Here is an 18,645-nt window from a genome sequence, read left to right as displayed (position 1 = left end):
TGCCCTACGGACCGATGAGTTCGCGGCCCGCGGCCGGTCAACCCCGCATGACCGACATGAGCACCACGATCGACCTCGGCCCGCAGACCCGGATCGTGGCGCGCCTCGCCGCAGGGGTGCGCGACGAGCAGCTCGCGGACCGCACCCCCTGCCCGGAGTACGCCGTGCGCAACCTGCTCGGGCATCTGGCGGGCCTCGCCGTCGCCTTCCGTGACGCCGGGCGCAAGCACCTCGGCCCCACCACCGACACCGCCCCGGACGCCGCCGTGCCGGACATCGGCCCGGGCTGGCGCGAGGAGCTGCCCGAGGTGCTCGGCGAACTCGCCGAAGCGTGGCGGGACCCCGCCGCCTGGACCGGCATGACCCGAGCGGGTGGCATCGATCTGCCCGGTGCGGTCGCGGGCGCCGTGGCCGTCGACGAGCTGGTCGTCCACGGATGGGACCTGGCGCGGGCCACCGGGCAGGAGTACGTGCCCGACCCGGCGGCACTGGAGGCGTCCCACGCGTTCCTGAGGGCGGCCGCCGAGGAACCCGACAGCGCGGACGGGATCTTCGGTCCCTTCGTCCCCGTCCCGCAGGACGCCCCGCTGCTCGACCGCGTGGCAGGGCTGACCGGGCGCGACCCGGGCTGGACGCCGTAGCCGACCCGACGAGCACGACGTGGACGGACCCGATCACGGCGCGCGGGGGAGTGCGGACCGTGCGCTCCCCACCTAGCCCCTCGGCCGGACCGTCCCCGGTACCGCCTCCCCGCACCCGGGTCCGGGCCGCCCCTGTTCCGGCTACCCGCTGCGCGGCGGCGACGCCGCGGTGTGGGTGGACGCGGGCACGGGGACGTTCGCCGAGTTGCAGCGGCACACGGACCCACGGCGGCCGACGGCGATCCGGCTCTCCCCACTGCACGCCGACCACGGCGCCGGTCTGCTCGCCGCCGCCTACGCGTTCGCCGTCGGCGGCCTCATCCCGCCGGTGCCCGTCCCGGTGTACGCGCCGGCCGACTGCGTTCGCCGTCCGGCCGGCTTCCTCGGCCGTGCGGACGTACGGTTCCGCAGCGACGTCCTGGAGTTCCGCCCCCTGTACGACGGCCCCGCCGTCCGGCACTGGAACCTGCGGCTCACCTCCCGCGCGGTGGTGCACGACACCGAGGCCCACGGGCTGCGTGCCGAGTGCCAGGGGGGTGTGCTCGCGCACGCCGGGGACAACGGCCCGTGCGCCGCGCTCACCGAACTCGCCCTCGGCGACGACCCGTTCCTGTGCGAGGCGGACATCGACCGGCATCGCGAAGGCGAACAGGTGCACCTGGCGCCCCAGGACGCCGGGAGGACCGCCCGGGCGGCCCGGGTGCGCGAGCCGGCCGTCACCCGGGTGGGACCCACGCTGACCAGGGAGGCGGCGGTGGAACGGGCCGCCGCGGCGGTCGAGGGCAGCACCACGGAGCTCTGAGCCCACTTCCGGCGCAACCTCAACTTCCTTTGCCAGAAGCATTGACGAAACACGGGGCCACTCCTACGTTCGACGCGTCGTACTTCGTACGTCATATATGAGACGCGATACGCGAGATCAGATACGCGACACCGAGAGGCGCGCATGACCTCTGTGCCCACGCCGATCCCGTCCCGCACGCAGTACGTGCTGGAGGAGATCAAACGCCGGATCCTCACCGGGCGGTTGACGCCCGGTCAGGCCCTGGTCGAGACCGAGCTGGCCGCGCAGTTCGGGGTCTCCAAGACTCCGGTGCGCGAGGCGCTCAAGACCCTGGCCGGCACCGGGCTGGTCGTCATGAGCCAGTACAAGGGCGTCACGGTGCGCATGGTGGACGCGGACATGGCACGCGAGGTCTACGACGTCCGACTGCTGCTGGAACCCGAGGCGCTGAAGCGGGCCGTCCGCCGAGGAGCTTCCCTCGACGCCGCCCGCGCCGCGCTCACCAGGGCGGACGAGGCCACCGACACCGCGGAACGCTCCCTGGCCAACCGTGAGTTCCACCGTGCCCTGTACCTGCCGTGCGGCAACCCGCTGCTCGGCCGGATGCTCGACGAGGTCCGCGACCAGGCCGCCCTGGTCTCCGCCGTCGCCTGGGCCGCCTCGCCCTCCTGGGAGCGGGAGGCCGGCGAGCACCGCGACATCCTGCGGCTCGCCCTGGCCGGGGACGCCGACGGCGCGGCACGCGCCCTCCACGCCCACATCGCGTCGTTCGTGCAGCGCGCCTTCCCCGAGGCCGGGGACACGGCGCCGGGACAGGAAGGTCAGGAATGAGCAGCGTGGCGTTCGAGACCCAACGTGCGGCCCTGGCCGATGTCGTGGCCATCCCGGTGACCCCCTTCGCCGAGGACGGCTCCGTCGACCGGGAAGCCCACCGGGCCCTGCTGCGCCGTCTGCTCGACGGTGGGATCACCACGCTCACGCCGAACGGCAACACGGGGGAGTTCTACGCCCTCACCCCCGAGGAGCGCAGACTCGTGACGGAGCTGACGATCGACGAGGCGGGGGATCGTTCAGCGATCCTCGTGGGGGTCGGTCACGACGTCCCCACCGCCGTCGCCTCGGCCCGCCACGCCCGCGACGCCGGCGCCCAGATGGTGATGGTCCACCAGCCCGTCCACCCCTACGTCTCGCAGAGCGGCTGGGTCGACTACCACCGGGCCATCGCCGAGTCCGTGCCCGAACTGGGCGTGGTGCCCTACATCCGCAACGCACAGCTGTCCGGCGTCCGCCTCGCCGAACTCGCCGACGACTGCCCCAACGTGATCGGCGTGAAGTACGCCGTCCCGGACGCCTCCCGCTTCGCCGCCTTCGCCCGCGATGCCGGGCTGGAGCGGTTCGTCTGGGTCGCCGGCCTCGCCGAGCCCTACGCCCCCTCCTATTTCTCCGCGGGCGCCACCGGCTTCACCTCGGGACTGGTGAACGTCGCCCCGGCCGTCTCGCTGAACATGATCGAGGCGCTGCGTTCCGGCGACTACCCGGCCGCGATGAAGGTCTGGGAGCAGATCCGCCGTTTCGAGGAACTGCGGGCCGCCCACGGCTCCGCCGACAACGTCACCGTCGTCAAGGAGGCCCTCGCCTCCCTCGGCCTGTGCCGCCGCGAGGTCCGTCCCCCGAGCCGGCACCTGCCCGAGGCCGAACGCGCCGAGGTCGCCGCCATCGCCGCCGGGTGGTCCATATGACCGAGCCCGTCAGGAAGCGCCCCGAGGAACTCCGCAGCCACCAGTGGTACGGCACCGAGGGGCTGCGCACCTTCAGCCACCGCGCCCGCACCCGCCAGCTCGGCTATCTGCCCGAGGAGCACCTCGGCAAGCCCGTCATCGCGATCCTCAACACCTGGTCGGACATCAACCCCTGCCACGTCCACCTGCGCGACCGCGCCCAGGCGGTCAAGCGCGGGGTGTGGCAGGCGGGCGGCTTCCCGCTGGAGTTCCCGGTCTCCACGCTCAGCGAGACCTTCCAGAAGCCGACCCCGATGCTCTACCGCAACATGCTGTCGATGGAGACGGAGGAGCTGCTGCGCTCCTACCCCGTCGACGGCGCCGTCCTGATGGGCGGCTGCGACAAGACCACGCCCGCCCTGCTGATGGGCGCCGCGAGCGTCGACCTGCCGACCGTGTTCGTGCCCGCCGGCCCCATGCTGCCCGGTCACTGGCGCAACGAGGTCCTCGGCTCCGGCACCGACATGTGGAAGTACTGGGACGACAAGCGGGCCGGCCTCATCGGCGACTGCGAGATGGCCGAGCTCGAGAACGGTCTCGCCCGCTCGCCCGGCCACTGCATGACGATGGGCACGGCGTCCACGCTGACGGCGGCGGCCGAGGTGCTCGGGGTGACGGTCCCGGGGGCGTCGAGCATCCCCGCCGTGGACTCCGGACACGACCGGATGGCTGCCGCAGCCGGCATGAGGATCGTCGAACAGGTCCACAAGGGCCGGACGCTGTCGGACATCCTCACCCCCGAGGCCTTCGAGGACGCCGTCACCACCGTCCTCGGCCTCGGCGGCTCCACCAACGCCGTCATCCACCTGATCGCCATGGCCGGCCGCGCCGGCGTCCGCCTCACCCTCGACGACTTCGACCGCATCGCCCGCACGGTCCCCGTCCTCGCCAACGTCCGCCCCGGCGGCGAGCGGTACCTGATGGAGGACTTCCACTTCGCGGGCGGCCTGCCCGGCTTCCTCTCCCGGATCCCGGACCTGCTCCACCTGGACCGCCCGACGATCGCCCACGACACCCTGCGCGAGCAGATCGCCGACGCCCGGGTGCACCACGACGACGTCATCCGCCCGCGCGACAACCCGGTCGCGGGCGAGGGCGGGGTCGCCGTCCTGCGCGGCAACCTCTGCCCGGACGGCGCCGTCATCAAGCACATCGCCGCCGAGCAGCACCTGCTCAAGCACACCGGGCCCGCGGTCGTCTTCGACGACTACCGGACGATGCAGCGGACCATCAACGACCCGGAGCTGGGCATCACCGCCGACAGCGTGCTGGTGCTGCGCAACGCCGGACCGAAGGGCGGCCCCGGCATGCCCGAGTACGGCATGCTGCCGATCCCCGACCACCTGCTCAAGCAGGGCGTGCGGGACATGGTCCGGATCTCCGACGCCCGCATGAGCGGCACGAGCTACGGCGCGTGCGTGCTGCACGTGGCGCCCGAGTCGTACGTCGGCGGACCGCTGGCCCTGGTCAGGACCGGCGACACCATCACCCTCGACGTCGACGCCCGCACGCTGCACCTCGACGTGGACGACGAGGAGCTGGAGCGCCGCCGGGCCGCCTGGACGCCGCCGACGGTGCGCTACGACCGCGGATACGGCGCGCTCTACAACGAACAGATCACCCAGGCCGACACCGGCTGCGACTTCGAGTTCCTGGCCCGCCCGGGCACGGTGCAGGACCCGTACGCGGGCTGAACCGCACCGGCACGACCGCACCGCACCGGCACGACCGCGCACCGGCACGACCGCACCGCACCGGCACGACCGCGCACCGCCCCCGCACGACCTGGCACACCCCTGCACAGGGAGAAAGCGCTTCCCACACGACGTCGGCAAGCAGACGCAAGCACGACGCGAGTACGACGCAAGCACGACGCCGCAAGCACGACGTACGACGACGTACCAGAAACGGAGAACAGTCATGGCCCAAGCCGCAGCCGTGGCGAAACCGCCCGCGCCACCCCGGCGGCGCCGTGCCTCCGCCACGCCGCGCAGACTGCCGTACCTGCTGATCGCCCCGGCGGCCCTGCTCATGCTGGGCTTCATCGCCTACCCGGTGATCAGCGTCTTCTACTACAGCCTGCAGAACTACAACCCCACCAAGCCGTGGCGCAACGGCTACGCGGGCTTCGACAACTTCGTCCACGCCTTCACCGACGACCCGGTGTTCTGGGACACCCTGACCTTCAGCGCCAAGTGGGTCTTCGTCGAGGTCGGGCTGCAACTGCTCTTCGGCCTCGCGCTCGCGCTGATCGTCAACCAGACCTTCGTGGGCCGGGCGCTGGGACGCGCCCTGGTCTTCTCCCCGTGGGCCGTCTCCGGCGTGCTGACCTCCGCGATCTGGGTGCTGCTCTACAACTCCCAGACGGGCATCACCCGTTACCTCGCCGACGTGGGCATCGGCTCCTACGGCACCAGCTGGCTGTCGGACACCTCCACCGTGTTCCCGGCGGCGATCGTCGCCGACCTGTGGCGCGGCGTCCCCTTCTTCGCGATCCTCATCCTCGCCGACCTCCAGTCCGTCTCGAAGGACCTGTACGAGGCCGCCGAGGTCGACGGGGCCAGCCGCGTCAAGCAGTTCTGGCACATCACCCTGCCCCACCTGAAGGACGCGATCATCCTGTCCACGCTGCTGCGCGCGGTGTGGGAGTTCAACAACGTCGACCTGCTCTACACCCTGACCGGCGGCGGTCCGGCGGGAGAGACCACGACCCTCCCGCTCTACATCGCCAACACCTCCGTCGAGTCCCACAACTTCGGTTACGCGTCGGCCCTCACCACGGTCGCGTTCGTGATCCTGCTCTTCTGCTCGATGGTCTACCTGCGGCTGAGCAAGTTCGGAAGTGAGGCCAAGTGATCACCAAGGAGGCCACCGAGGTGGCGCCCACGCCCGTGAGCGCCCCCGCCGCGCCCGAGCGGCGCCCGCACGGCAAGCAGCGCTCCTGGGACGAGGTCCCGCGCTGGCAGATCTACCTGCCCCTGTCGATCTACCTCGTCTTCACGCTGATCCCCTTCTACTGGATCCTGCTCTTCGCGCTGCGCCCGGCCGGCTCGACCTCGCTCGTGCCCTGGCCGGTCACCTTCGACCACTTCGAGAAGGTGTGGACGGAGCGGAGCTTCGGCACCTACTTCCAGAACAGCCTGCTCGTCGGCGTCGTCACCCTGGTGATGACGACGCTGGTCGCGCTGGCCGGTGGCTACGCCCTCGCCCGCTTCGACTTCAAGATCAAGCAGGGCTTCATGCTGGCCCTGCTGTGCTCCCAGTTCGTGCCGGGCGCGCTGCTCCTGGTCCCGCTGTTCGAGATCTTCGCCGAGCTCCAGATGATCAACTCGCTGGGCAGCGTCATCCTCGCGGAGACCGTCTTCCAGCTGCCCCTGTCGATCATTCTGATCAGCAACTTCATCAAGAACGTGCCGTACTCCCTGGAGGAGGCCGCCTGGGTCGACGGCTGCAACCGCATGACGGCCTTCCGGATCGTCGTCCTTCCGCTGCTGCGGCCCGGTCTGATCGCCGTCGGCTCCTTCGCCTTCGTCCACTCCTGGAACCACTTCCTGTTCGCCCTGATGTTCCTGAACAACCAGGACAAGCAGACGATCCCGGTCGGCCTCAACACCCTGATGAGCGCGGACAGCGTCGACCTCGGCGCGCTCGCGGCCGGCGGCATCATCGCGGCCGTCCCCGTGGTGATCGTCTTCGCCTTCATCCAGAAGTGGCTGATCACGGGCTTCAGCGCGGGGGCGGTGAAGGGATGAGACTCCGTCAGGTCACCGTCGTCGGCGCGCTGCTGGGGCTGTTGTGCGTCCCCGCCCACGCCGAGGCCCGCGACATCGGCCGGGAGACCCTCGCCCCGAACGACGGCTGGGCGTCGTACGGCGCCGGCACCACGGGCGGCGCCTCCGCCGACGACGCCCACGTGTACACGGTCACCGACCGCGCCGGACTGGTCCGGGCCCTCGACGGCGGCAGCGACACCCCGAAGATCATCCGGATCGCCGGGACGATCGACGCCAACACCGACGACGACGGCGACCACCTGGACTGCGCCGACTACGCCACCGACGGCTACGACCTGAAGAAGTACCTCGCCGCCTACGACCCCCGCACCTGGGGCTCCGCCGGACCCGGCGGCCCGCAGGAGGAGGCCCGCCGGGCCTCCGCCGCCCGCCAGGCCGAACGGGTCGTGCTGACCGTGGGCTCCAACACCACCGTCGTCGGGCTCGGCAAGGGAGCCGTCCTCAAGGGCGCCGCCCTCCAGGTCAGGAACGCGGACAACGTCATCCTGCGCAACCTCGACCTGCGCGACGCCTACGACTGCTTCCCCGTCTGGCAGCCCAACACCGGCGGCCTCGGCGACTGGAAGACGGCGTACGACGCCATCTGGCTGACGGGCGCGACGCACGTCTGGATCGACCATGTCACCGCGAGCGACAAGGGCCACCCGGACGCCGCCGAACCCACCCTCTTCGGCCGCAACCACCTGCGCCACGACGGCCTGCTGGACATCACCAACGGCTCGGACCTCGTCACCGTCTCCTGGAGCCGCTTCGCCGACCACGACAAGGCGATGCTCATCGGCAACGGCGACACCGCCACCGGCGACCGCGGCAGACTGCGGGTCACCCTGCACCACAACCTGTTCGAGTCGGTCGTCCAGCGCGCACCCCGGGTCCGCTTCGGACAGGTGCACCTCTACAACAACCGGTACGTCGTCCCCGAGGACGCCCACGACTACCGCTACTCGCTCGGCGTGTCGACCGAGTCCGCCCTGTACGCCGAGAACAACGCCTTCCACACCCCCGGCCACGTCGAGGCCGCCGACCTGGTCAAGAGCTGGAACGGCACCGCCCTGCACCAGAGCGGCACCCTCTTCAACGGCTATCCGGTCGATCTCCTCGCCATCCACAACGCCTACAACTCGGGCAGCGAGCGCGATCTCACGGCGGACGTCGGCTGGACCCCTACCCTGCACACAAAGATCGACAGCGCCGAGACGGCCGACCGTGCGGTGGCCCGCGGCGCGGGCGCAGGGAGGCTCCCATGACCGTACCCGTCGTCCTCGCGGGCGCACGCGGCCACGGCCGCTGGCACCTGGACAACATCCGACGGCTCCAGGACAAGGGCATCGTCCGGCTCGCGGGCATCTGCGAGCTGACCCCGCTCACCCCGGACGAGATCCCCGACGGCCTCGGCGCGCCCTTGCAGTCCGCCGACTTCGGGGCGCTGCTGGACGCCACCGGCGCCCGGATCGCCGTCGTCTGCACCCCCATCCCCACCCACACCGACCTGGCGCTGACCGCGGCCCGCAGGGGCGTGCACCTGCTGCTGGAGAAGCCGCCGGCGCCCTCGTACGCGGAGTTCCGCCGGATGGCGGACGGGGTGGCCCAGGCGGGCGTGGCCTGCCAGATCGGCTTCCAGTCGCTGGGCTCGCACGCCGTGCCCGCGATCCGCCGGCTGATCGCCGACCGGGCGATCGGCGAGGTCATCGGGGTCGGCGGGGCCGGGGCCTGGGCGCGCGCCCAGGCGTACTACCGGCGCGCGCCCTGGGCGGGCAAACGGCGGCTGAACGGCGTCGACGTGGTCGACGGCGCGCTCACCAACCCCCTCGCCCACGCCGTCGCCACCGCCCTCGCGCTGGCCGGCGTCACCCGCGCGGAGGACGTCGCCGGCATCGAGACCGAACTGGCCCGCGCCAACGCCATCGAGTCCGACGACACCTCCTGCGTCCGCGTCACCACCGTCGACGACCGCCCGGTCGTGGTCGCCGCGACCCTGTGCGCCGAGGACCCCGACGAGCCGTACGTCCTCGTCCACGGCAGCCGGGGCCGGATCACCTTCTGGTACAAGCAGGACCGCGTCCTGCTCCAGCGCGCCGACCACGGCCCCGAGGAGTTCGAGTACGGCCGCACCGACCTGCTGGAGAACCTCGTCGACCACCTCACCGACGGCGCCGACCTGCTGGTGCCGCCGGCCGTGACCGAGGCGTTCATGCGGGTCGTCGAGGCGATCCGCGTCGCCCCCGACCCGGTGCGGCTCCCGGAGGAGGCCTGGCGGCTGCTGCCCGACGAGGACCGCCGGGTGGTGCCCGGCGTCGACGGACTGGTCGCGGCCGCCGCCGACTCCCTGGTCCTCTTCTCCGAACTGGGCGTCCCCTGGGCGTCCCCGACCGCGCATCCGAAAGAGGTGAGCACCTGATGACGGCATCCGACGCACCGGTCGTCCTGCGCGTCGCGGGCCGCCCGGTCGGCCGTTACGTCACCCGGCCCGAGCTGCCCGCCCGGCTCTCCCCGCGCCCCTACCTGCATCCCGTCACCACCCTGGCCGGCACGGCGGTCACCGAACTGCGCCCCGCCGACCACCTCCACCACCTCGGCGTCGGTGTCGCCGTTCCCGACGTCGAGGGGCACAACTTCTGGGGCGGGCGCACCTTCGTCCGCGACCGGGGGCCGACCGATCTCGACAACCACGGCGCCCAGCGGCACACCGGCTTCCAGCTGTGCGACCCCGACGGGTTCGTGGAGGAGCTGCGCTGGGTGGCCGCAGGAGCCGAGCTGCTGCGCGAGCGGCGCACCGTCGCGGCCACCGCACTGACCGACACCGCCTGGGCGTTGGACTTCACCTTCTCCCTCACCAACGTCACCGCCGGCGGGCTGACCATCGGCAGCCCCGCCACCAACGGACGCCCCGGCGCCGCCTACGGCGGGTTCTTCTGGCGCGCCCGCAAGGAGGACACGCCGCCCGAGGCGTTCACGGCCACCGCCGAGGGCGAGGCCGAGGTCCACGGCCGGCGCGCCGACTGGCTCGCCCTGCGGGGCGCCGACTGGACGCTCGTCCTCGCGGGCGCCACCGACACCACCCGCCGCGACCCGTGGTTCGTCCGCACCGCCGAGTACCCCGGCGTCGGATCCTCGCTGGCGTCCGAGGAACGCCTGCCGATCGCCCCCGGCGGCACCGCCGTCCGCCGGATCGTCACCGTCGTCGCCGACGGCCGGCTGACCGGCGGCGAGGCGTCGGCCCTGGTGCGGAAGGCGGTCAGCCAGTGACGACGTACCGCAACCCGGTCCTGGACGCCGACTGGTCCGATCCGGACGTCGTGCGCGTCGGCGACGACTTCTACCTCACCGCCTCCAGCTTCGGCCGCGCCCCCGGCCTGCCGCTGCTGCACTCGCGCGACCTGGTCAACTGGACCCTGGTCGGCCACGCCCTGGAACGCCTGGAACCGGCGGGCGAGTTCGCCCGGCCGCGGCACGACTGCGGCGTCTGGGCCCCGTCCCTGCGCCACCACGACGACCGCTTCTGGATCTTCTGGGGCGACCCCGACCAGGGCATCTTCCAGATCAACGCCCCCGGCGTCCGGGGCCCCTGGACCCGGCCGCACCTGCTGAAGGAGGGCCAGGGGCTGATCGACCCCTGCCCGCTGTGGGACGAGGAGAGCGGCGAGGCCTACCTGGTGCACGCCTGGGCCAAGTCCCGTTCCGGTGTCAAGAACCGCCTCACCGGCCACCGGATGCACCCCGACGCGACCTCCCTGCTCGACGAGGGCAAGCTGATCGTCGACGGCGACCGCATCCCCGGCTGGTTCACCCTCGAAGGGCCCAAGCTCTACCGGCACGACGGCTGGTTCTGGATCCTCGCGCCCGCCGGGGGAGTGGAGACCGGCTGGCAGGGCGCCTTCCGCGCCCGGGACTTCTTCGGCCCCTACGAGGAACGGATCGTCCTGGAGCAGAAGGGCACCGACGTCAACGGCCCCCACCAGGGCGGCTGGGTGCGCACCCCGTCCGGCGAGGACTGGTTCCTGCACTTCCAGCAGCGCGGCGCCTACGGCCGGGTGGTCCACCTCCAGCCGATGCGATGGGGCGCGGACGGCTGGCCGGTGCTCGGCGACGACGGCGCCCCCGTCCTGGAACACCGCCGGCCCGACCTGCCGCCGCAGCCGCAGGCCGCGCCCGCCACCGACGACGACTTCCCCGGCGGACGCTTCGGCCGGCAGTGGAGCTGGACGGCCAACCCGCAGGACGGCTGGGCCACCCGGCACTCCGGCGACGGCCTGCGCCTGACCTGCGTCCGCACACCCGACGCGCACGACCTGCGCACCCTGCCGAACGTCCTGACCCAGCGGCTGCCCGGCACGCCGTCCGCCGTCGAGGTGGACCTGCGCCTGCACAGCGAGGAGCCGGGGGCGCGGGCAGGGCTCGCGATCCTCGGGGACGCGTTCAGCTGGATCGGACTGCAACGCGGGGCCGACGGCACGGTCCACCTCGTGCACCGGTTCGCCGAGTCGGTCGCCGAGAGGGAGCGCGACGCCGCCCATCCCCGCCTCGCGCCCGAGGGACGGGCGAAGCTGCGCATCGAGATCGGCGCCGGAGCCCGCTGCCGCTTCTCCTACGACCTCGGCGAGGGCGCCGGCCCGTCCGGTCCCGTGTTCGCCGCCACCCCCTGGCGCTGGGTCGGCGCCCTGCTCGGCCTCTTCGCCCTCGCGCCCGTCGGGCCGGGACACGCGGGCGCCGCATCGTTCACTCGATTCCGAATCATCGACCTGTAGAGCCTTCACGGCCTTTACGCCTGTCGGGAGCCGCAATGACGCACTTCCATAGCAAGCGCTTGCCCGTACCGGGTGTCGCCCTCGCCGCGGTAGCGGGCCTGGTCGCCGCCCTGGGACTGGGCGCGATCGGGGAGGCGGGGGCCGCCGAACCCGCCCCCGCCGGGGTGGCCGCACCGGCGGCCGCCCGCTGGACCGACCGGGCCCACGGCTTCGCCTCACTGGCCGGGGGCACCACGGGCGGGGCCGGCGGCAAGGTCGTCACGGTCACCGACCAGGCCTCGCTGGCCGAGTACGCGGCCGCCGAGGAGCCGTACGTCATCCGGGTCAAGGGCTCGATCGCCGTGGAACCCTTCGGCTCGGACATCGTCGTGGCCTCGAACAAGACCGTCATCGGTGTCGGCGACACCGGCGAGATCGTCCACGGCGAGCTGCACCTCAACCCCGGCACGCACAACGTCATCATCCGCAACCTGACGATCCGCGACTCCTACGTCGAGGGCGACTGGGACGGCAAGACGACCGACTTCGACGCCATCCAGATGGACTCCGTCGACCATGTCTGGATCGACCACAACCGCTTCACGCACATGGGCGACGGGCTGCTCGACATCCGCAAGGACAGCGAGTACGTCACGGTCTCCTACAACCGGTTCAGCAACCACAACAAGGCGCTCGGGATCGGCTGGACGAGCAACGTCAAGACGCAGATCACCATCGACCACAACTGGTTCTCCGGGACGAAGCAGCGCAATCCGTCGGCCGACAACTGCGCGTACGCCCACCTCTACAACAACTACCTGTCGGCCCAGGTGGCCGACAGGGACCCGGTGTGGACGTACGGGAACTGGTCGCGGGGCCGCACGAAGATGGTCATCGAGAACAGTTACTACGACCGTGTCCAGCACCCCTACCAGGCCGACGCCACAGCGGAGCTGGTGCAGCGCGGGTCGATCCTGAGGCACACGAGCGGACGGCACGACGAGTGGGGTGCCGCCTTCGACCCGCGGGAGTTCTACGACTACCGGCTCGACCCGGCTGCCGCGGTGCCCGCGCTGGTGAAGCGCTTCTCCGGCCCGCAACAACGGATCGGTGATGCGGTCACGCTGCGCGTTCCGGGTGACTACGCGACCGTGCAGGCCGCGGTGGACGCCGTGCCCGACGGCAACGACGTTCCCGTGACGATCGCGGTCGCGCCCGGGACCTACCGCGCGAAGGTGTTCGTCCCCGCGAGCAAGCCGAATATCGTGCTGCAGGGCACTGGACACGATCGCTCCGACACCGTCATCGTCTACGACACGCCCGCTGAGTACGGCGGCTCCACCGGGAGCGCGACCGTACGGATCGCCGCGAACGACGTCACGGCCCGCAACCTCACCTTCAGCAACGACTTCGACGAGGCCGCGTACGAGCTGAAGGGCGAGCAGGCGCTGGCGATGAAGACGACGGGTGACCGGATCGTCTTCGAGAACACCGCCTTCCTGGGCAACCAGGACACCCTGATGACCGACAGCCCCAAGCTCACCGTCCCCAGCCGTGTCTACATCCGCGACTCGTACATCGAGGGCGATGTCGACTTCATCTACGGGCGCGCGACCACGGTGATCGAGCATTCGGTGATCCGGGCGCTGAGCCGGGGTTCGGACACCAACAACGGCTGGGTGACGGCCGCTTCGACCTGGAAGGACAACCCGTACGGGTTCCTGATCACGTGCTCGAGGATCGTGAGTGACGCACCGGCCGGGTCCTTCCACCTGGGACGGCCCTGGCACCCCGGCGGACAGCCGGACGCGATCGCCCAGGTGCTGATCCGGGACACCGAGCTGCCCGCCGCGATCAAGGCCTCTCCCTGGACCGACATGAGTGGCTTCTCGTGGAAGGACGCGCGCCTGACGGAGTACCAGAACTACGGGCCGGGGGCCGCTGTCACCCAGGACCGGCCGCAGATGAGCGACGAGGACGCGAGGACGCACACCGTCGCCGACTACCTCAAGGGCAACGACAACTGGGCCCCCCACACCCGCCACTGACCCCCACGAACTTCATGTTCCGTCTGCACACAAGAGAGAGCCGACCAATGAAGAGCAGCATCCGCAGAAGCAGGCGCGCGGCCACCGCCGTCGCCCTGGGCTCCGTCCTCGCCCTGACCGCCACCGCCTGCGGTGACGACGGCAGCGGCGCCGGCGGGGACAAGGGATCCGAGGGCAGCGGCAAGGGCAAGATCGTCTTCTGGGACAACAACGGCGGTGTCCGCACGGACATCTGGAAGCAGATCATCGCCGACTTCCAGAAGGCGAACCCGGACGTCAAGGTCGAGTACGTCGGGATCGCCTCCACCGAGTACCAGTCCAAGGTCGACACCGCCATCCAGGGCGGCGGTCTGCCCGATGTCGGCGGTGTCGGTGCGGCGATGGCCGCCGGGTTCGCCGCCCAGAACGTGCTGGAGCCCCTGGACGACCGCCTCGGCAAGTCCTCGCTGAAGGGCAAGCTCAACGAGTCCATGATCGAGTCGCTGAAGTCCGCCGGGGGCGGCGACGCGCTGTACTCGATCCCGACCTCGGCGAACAACGGCACCCTCTACTACCGCACCGACCTGTTCAAGAAGGCGAACCTGGACGCGCCCACCACGTGGGAGAAGTTCTACGCCGCCGCCGAGAAGCTCACCAACGCCGAGAAGAACGAGTTCGGCTACACCATCCGCGGCGGCGCGGGCTCCATCGCACAGGCGCTGGACGCGATGTACGGGCAGTCCGGCATCACGTCCTTCTGGGACTCCGACGGCAAGAAGACCACGGTCAACGACCCGAAGAACGTCGAGGCGCTGAAGAAGTACGTCGCTCTGTACAAGAAGTACACGCCGGCCGCCGACCTCAACAACGACTTCACCAAGATGGTCGCGCAGTGGGACTCCGGCACGATCGGGATGCTCAACCACAACCTGGGCTCCTACCAGGACCACGTGAAGGCGTTCGGTACCGACAAGTTCCGCGGTATCCCGCAGCCCACCGGTCCGGACGGCAAGCGCGTGCAGGTCTCCAACCCGGTCGACGGTCTGGGCCTGTTCAAGAGCTCCAAGAACAAGGACGCCGCCTGGAAGTTCATCGAGTTCGCCGCCTCGCACGAGTCCAACTCCAAGTGGAACGAGTCGGCCGGGGCGGTGCCCTCCAACACGGAGGCCGCGAAGGACGCGTGGATCTCGAAGGCCGAGCCCACCAAGCTGGCTGCCCAGGCTCTGAGCGACGGGTCGACCACGATCGTGCAGCTGCCGTACTACCTGCCCGACTGGAACTCGATCTCCAAGGCCGACAACGAGCCGAACTTCCAGAAGGTGCTGCTCGGAAAGATGAGCCCGAAGGACTTCCTGGACACGCTCGCCGACCAGTTGAACGAGGCTCAGGAGGAGTGGAAGCAGCAGAAGGGCTAGTTCCGTTCGCTGGTTCCGCCCCGTGACGGTCCGTGATCCGCAGGCCGCGGGCCGTCCGGGGCCGCACGGCCGTTCCCCCATGCCCACGTCGAAAGGCAACCGTTGTGCCCATGAGCCGAAGGCAAGTCACCGCTGCCGCCCTCGCGGCCGTTCCTCTCACGTTCACCGCCACCGGTACCGGTCAGGCCGCCGCTCGCCGCACCCGGACCCTCTACATCGCCGGTGATTCCACCGCCGCCCAGAAGTACGCCGACGCGGCCCCGGAGACGGGGTGGGGCATGGCGCTCCCGTTCTTCCTCCAGCGGGACCAGCTGGTCGCGAACCGTGCCGTGAACGGGCGCAGCTCCAAGAGCTTCATCGACGAGGGCCGCCTCGACGCGATCCTCTCCGTGATCAGGTCCGGAGACGTCCTTCTCATCCAGTTCGGGCACAACGACGAGAAGGTCGAGGACCCGTCCCGTTACACCGAGCCGTGGACGACGTACCAGAGCCACCTGCGCAGATACATAGCCGGGGCCCGGGCGCGCGGGGCGCGGCCCGTGCTCGCCACCTCCGTCGAGCGGCGCAAGTTCGACGCTACCGGCAAGGCTCGGCCGACCCACGGCGACTACCCGGCGGCGATGCGGGCGCTCGCCGAGGAGGAGCGGGTGGCGCTGCTCGACATCCAGGCGCTGTCGATCGCGCTGTGGCAGAGGCTGGGGGTCGAGGAGACGAAGAAGTACTTCAACTGGACCGCGACCGAGCAGGACAACACGCACTTCAACCCGCCCGGCGCGATCGCCGTGGCACGGCTCGTCGCGCGGGAGCTGCTGCGTACGCGGGTGCTCGCGCCGAGCGAGGTGCGCCGGCTGGACGACACGATTCCCGAGTCCTGGATCACCTGGCCGAAGGCCACCGCGTAACACTCCCGTCCCTGGAGAAAGGAGATCCGCACCATGCAGGCACATAGATGGCATGGGCATGACATGACTATGAGGGTCGCCGCTCTCGCCGGCTGCACCGCGCTGGTGCTGTCCCTCACCGGTACCGCCGCCCAGGCGGCCGACTCCCGCGATCTCGCCCGGCAGACACTCGGGGCGAACGACGGATGGGGGTCGTACGGCACCGGGACCACCGGCGGTGCCGCCGCCGACGCCGAGCACGTGTACACCGTGACCACCTGGGCCCAGTTCAAGGCCGCCCTCGCCGCGGGCGGCAGCGCGCCGAAGATCATCAAAGTGAAGGGGACCGTCGACGCGGTCGCCGAGGGGTGTGACGCCTTCGCCGCACCCGGGTACGACTTCGAGGCCTACCTGAAGAAGTACGCGCCCGAGACGTGGGGGCTGGACAAGGACCTCAGCGGTGAGCCCGCCGACAGCCCCGAGGGGCTGCGCCGCGCTTCCGCCGACAACCAGGACAAGGCCATCAAGGCAAGCGTGCCCGCCAACACCACCATCATCGGCGTCGGGAAGAACGCTGGCTTCAAGGGCGCCAGCCTCCAGATCAGGGGCGTCGACAACGTCATCGTCCGCAACCTCGCCTTCGAGAGCCCCGTCGACTGCTTCCCGCAGTGGGACCCGACCGACACCTCCACGGGCGCCTGGAACTCCGAGTACGACACCGCCGTCGTCTACGGCTCCACCCATGTCTGGATGGACCACAACACCTTCACCGACGGAAGCCATCCCGACAGCGAGGCACCGACGTACTTCGGCGCCCTGTACCAGCAGCACGACGGTGAACTGGACATCGTCCGGGGATCCGACTACGTCACCGCCTCCTGGAACGTCTTCGCCGACCACGACAAGACGCTCATGATCGGCAACAGTGACAGCGAGTCGACGGCCGCCGGTGACCGGGGCAAGCTCAAGGTGACGCTCCACCACAACCTGTTCCGGAACGTCATCGAGCGCGCCCCGCGTGTCCGCTTCGGACAGGTCGACGCGTACAACAACCACTTCGTGGCCGGCCAGGGCTACGTCTACAGCTTCGGCATCGGCAAGGAGTCCCAGCTCGTCGCCGAGCACAACTCCTTCACGCTGGCGCAGGGGGTCAGCCCGGCGAAGATCCTGAAGAAGTGGATGGAGGCCCCGGTCACCGCCGCGGACAACTACGTCAACGGCAAGAGGACCGACCTGATCGCCGTGCACAACGCGGAGATCCCCGAGGAGACCCTCCGGTCGGGCGCCGGCTGGACGCCGACCCTGCGGACCAAGATCGACCCGGCCAGGGCCGTCCCCGGGATCGTCGACCACCGCGCGGGCGCCGGCCGCATCTGCTGACGCCCCGAGAACCGGCCGGGCCCGGCGCACGCCACGAGGTGCGCCCGGCCCGGCCCCCATCACCCCGCACGAGCCGCACCGCGAAGGAGCAGCCGCATGCTCTCGCAGCCCCACCGTCCCCTCTCCCGCAGGGGATTCCTCGCAGCGAGCGCCGGGGCGGGCGCCGCACTCGCCCTCGCAACCGCCCCCGCGCGGGCCGGGGGCCGACAGCGCCCGTTCGGCCGGTACGGTTCACCGGCCGCCCGCCTGAACGCGAAGACGCTGTACGTCGACCCGCTCGGCCGCGGCGACCACCACTCCGTCCGGGCAGCCGTCGCCGCCGCCGGCGGCAGCGGCTGGACCCTGGTCATCGCACCGGGCACCTACCGGGAGACCGTCGCCGTCGACGCCACCCGCACCGAGGCGACCTGGATCGGTGCCTCGGAGAACCCCCGTGACGTCGTGATCGTGTACGACAACGCGGCCGGCACCCCCAAGCCCGGCGGCGGAACCTACGGCACCACCGGATCGGCCACCACGACCGTGCAGGCGGCCGGCTTCACCGCCCGCTGGATCACCTTCGCCAACGACTGGCTGCGCGCCGACCACCCCGACATCAACGGCACCCAGGCCGTCGCCATCAAGGTCCAGGGCGACCGGTCCGCCTTCCACCGCTGCCGCTTCCTCGGCCACCAGGACACCCTGTACGCCGACTCCACGGCCCTGGCCGTCTTCGCCCGCCAGTACTTCTCCCGCTGCTACGTCGAGGGCGACGTCGACTTCGTCTTCGGCCGGGCCACCGCGGTCTTCGAGCACTGCCACTTCCGCACCCTGAACCGCACCGACCTCACGTCCGCCCCCTACGGCTTCGTCTTCGCGCCCTCCACGGCGGGCGCCAACCCGCTGGGGTACCTGGTGACCAGGAGCCGGGTGTCCAGCGAAGCTCCCGACGCGTTCTACAAGCTGGCCCGACCCTGGGTGCCCAGCTCCGACACCACCGCCCGCCCGTCGCTCACCGTCCGCGACACCCACCTCGGGCCCGGCATCGACGCGGTCGCGCCCTACACCGACATGTCCGACTCCTTCCCCTGGCAGTCGATGCGGTTCGCCGAGTACCGCAACACCGGGCCGGGCGCCGGGATCACCGTCGTGGAGAACCGGCCGCAGCTGACCGACGAGCAGGCCGGTTCGGCCGGCCGGGTCACCTACCTCGGCGACTGGGCCCCCTGGAAGGAGTGCTGA

Annotated in this window: 16 protein-coding genes; all 16 read left to right on the top strand. The window is 71.0% G+C overall.

The annotated features are described in order from the left end of the window. Window positions 1-47 precede the first annotated feature (47 nt). The 16 genes from ACZ4YY_RS00620 to ACZ4YY_RS00545 all read left to right on the top strand — a co-directional run bounded on the left by ACZ4YY_RS00620 (window position 48) and on the right by ACZ4YY_RS00545 (window position 18,645). On the top strand, window positions 48-641 hold the full coding sequence (locus tag ACZ4YY_RS00620) for a TIGR03086 family metal-binding protein (protein ID WP_468281934.1): 594 nt from the start codon (window positions 48-50) through the stop codon (window positions 639-641). 175 nt (window positions 642-816) lie between these two features. Next, on the top strand, window positions 817-1,443 hold the full coding sequence (locus ACZ4YY_RS00615; RefSeq protein WP_468281933.1) for an MBL fold metallo-hydrolase: 627 nt from the start codon (window positions 817-819) through the stop codon (window positions 1,441-1,443). Window positions 1,444-1,587: 144 nt separating this feature from the next. Further along, window positions 1,588-2,256, top strand: coding sequence for a GntR family transcriptional regulator (locus ACZ4YY_RS00610; protein ID WP_468281931.1), 669 nt, complete (start codon window positions 1,588-1,590; stop codon window positions 2,254-2,256). Next, entirely contained in the window at window positions 2,253-3,164 is a 912-nt protein-coding gene (locus ACZ4YY_RS00605) for a dihydrodipicolinate synthase family protein (RefSeq protein ID WP_468281929.1), read from the top strand. Before ACZ4YY_RS00610 ends, ACZ4YY_RS00605 begins: the two co-directional genes overlap by 4 nt. After that, the gene (araD, locus tag ACZ4YY_RS00600) at window positions 3,161-4,897 is read left to right on the top strand and encodes an L-arabinonate dehydratase (protein WP_468281927.1); all 1,737 of its coding nucleotides are present in this window, start codon (window positions 3,161-3,163) and stop codon (window positions 4,895-4,897) included. The genes ACZ4YY_RS00605 and araD overlap by 4 nt, the downstream gene beginning before the upstream one ends. Before the next feature lie 226 nt (window positions 4,898-5,123). After that, entirely contained in the window at window positions 5,124-6,059 is a 936-nt protein-coding gene (locus ACZ4YY_RS00595) for a carbohydrate ABC transporter permease (RefSeq protein WP_468281925.1), read from the top strand. After that, window positions 6,056-6,955: a carbohydrate ABC transporter permease gene (locus ACZ4YY_RS00590; protein ID WP_468281923.1), complete on the top strand. Its 900-nt coding sequence runs from the start codon at window positions 6,056-6,058 to the stop codon at window positions 6,953-6,955. The genes ACZ4YY_RS00595 and ACZ4YY_RS00590 overlap by 4 nt, the downstream gene beginning before the upstream one ends. After that, window positions 6,952-8,244, top strand: a complete 1,293-nt coding sequence (locus ACZ4YY_RS00585) for a pectate lyase family protein (protein WP_468281921.1) — start codon at window positions 6,952-6,954, stop codon at window positions 8,242-8,244. Before ACZ4YY_RS00590 ends, ACZ4YY_RS00585 begins: the two co-directional genes overlap by 4 nt. Then, the gene (locus tag ACZ4YY_RS00580; RefSeq protein WP_468281919.1) at window positions 8,241-9,395 is read left to right on the top strand and encodes a Gfo/Idh/MocA family protein; all 1,155 of its coding nucleotides are present in this window, start codon (window positions 8,241-8,243) and stop codon (window positions 9,393-9,395) included. Before ACZ4YY_RS00585 ends, ACZ4YY_RS00580 begins: the two co-directional genes overlap by 4 nt. Further along, a complete protein-coding gene (locus ACZ4YY_RS00575) occupies window positions 9,395-10,243 on the top strand; it encodes a DUF6807 domain-containing protein (protein ID WP_468281917.1) in 849 nt (282 codons plus the stop codon). Before ACZ4YY_RS00580 ends, ACZ4YY_RS00575 begins: the two co-directional genes overlap by 1 nt. Then, the gene (locus ACZ4YY_RS00570; protein ID WP_468281915.1) at window positions 10,240-11,742 is read left to right on the top strand and encodes a glycoside hydrolase family 43 protein; all 1,503 of its coding nucleotides are present in this window, start codon (window positions 10,240-10,242) and stop codon (window positions 11,740-11,742) included. The genes ACZ4YY_RS00575 and ACZ4YY_RS00570 overlap by 4 nt, the downstream gene beginning before the upstream one ends. Window positions 11,743-11,777: 35 nt before the next feature. Next, window positions 11,778-13,769: a pectinesterase family protein gene (locus ACZ4YY_RS00565; protein ID WP_468281913.1), complete on the top strand. Its 1,992-nt coding sequence runs from the start codon at window positions 11,778-11,780 to the stop codon at window positions 13,767-13,769. 47 nt (window positions 13,770-13,816) lie between these two features. Further along, window positions 13,817-15,163: an ABC transporter substrate-binding protein gene (locus tag ACZ4YY_RS00560; protein ID WP_468281911.1), complete on the top strand. Its 1,347-nt coding sequence runs from the start codon at window positions 13,817-13,819 to the stop codon at window positions 15,161-15,163. 104 nt (window positions 15,164-15,267) lie between these two features. After that, window positions 15,268-16,065, top strand: a complete 798-nt coding sequence (locus tag ACZ4YY_RS00555) for a rhamnogalacturonan acetylesterase (protein WP_468281909.1) — start codon at window positions 15,268-15,270, stop codon at window positions 16,063-16,065. Window positions 16,066-16,098: 33 nt separating this feature from the next. Then, the gene (locus tag ACZ4YY_RS00550) at window positions 16,099-17,424 is read left to right on the top strand and encodes a pectate lyase family protein (RefSeq protein WP_468281907.1); all 1,326 of its coding nucleotides are present in this window, start codon (window positions 16,099-16,101) and stop codon (window positions 17,422-17,424) included. Window positions 17,425-17,520: 96 nt separating this feature from the next. Beyond that, complete coding sequence (locus ACZ4YY_RS00545; RefSeq protein ID WP_468281905.1) at window positions 17,521-18,645, top strand: pectinesterase family protein; 1,125 nt, start codon at window positions 17,521-17,523, stop codon at window positions 18,643-18,645.

Source organism: Streptomyces sp. NPDC030143 (assembly GCF_055573695.1).
The sequence above is the reverse complement of the archived record's forward strand: the minus strand, read 5'-3'. Positions and strand labels throughout refer to the sequence as shown.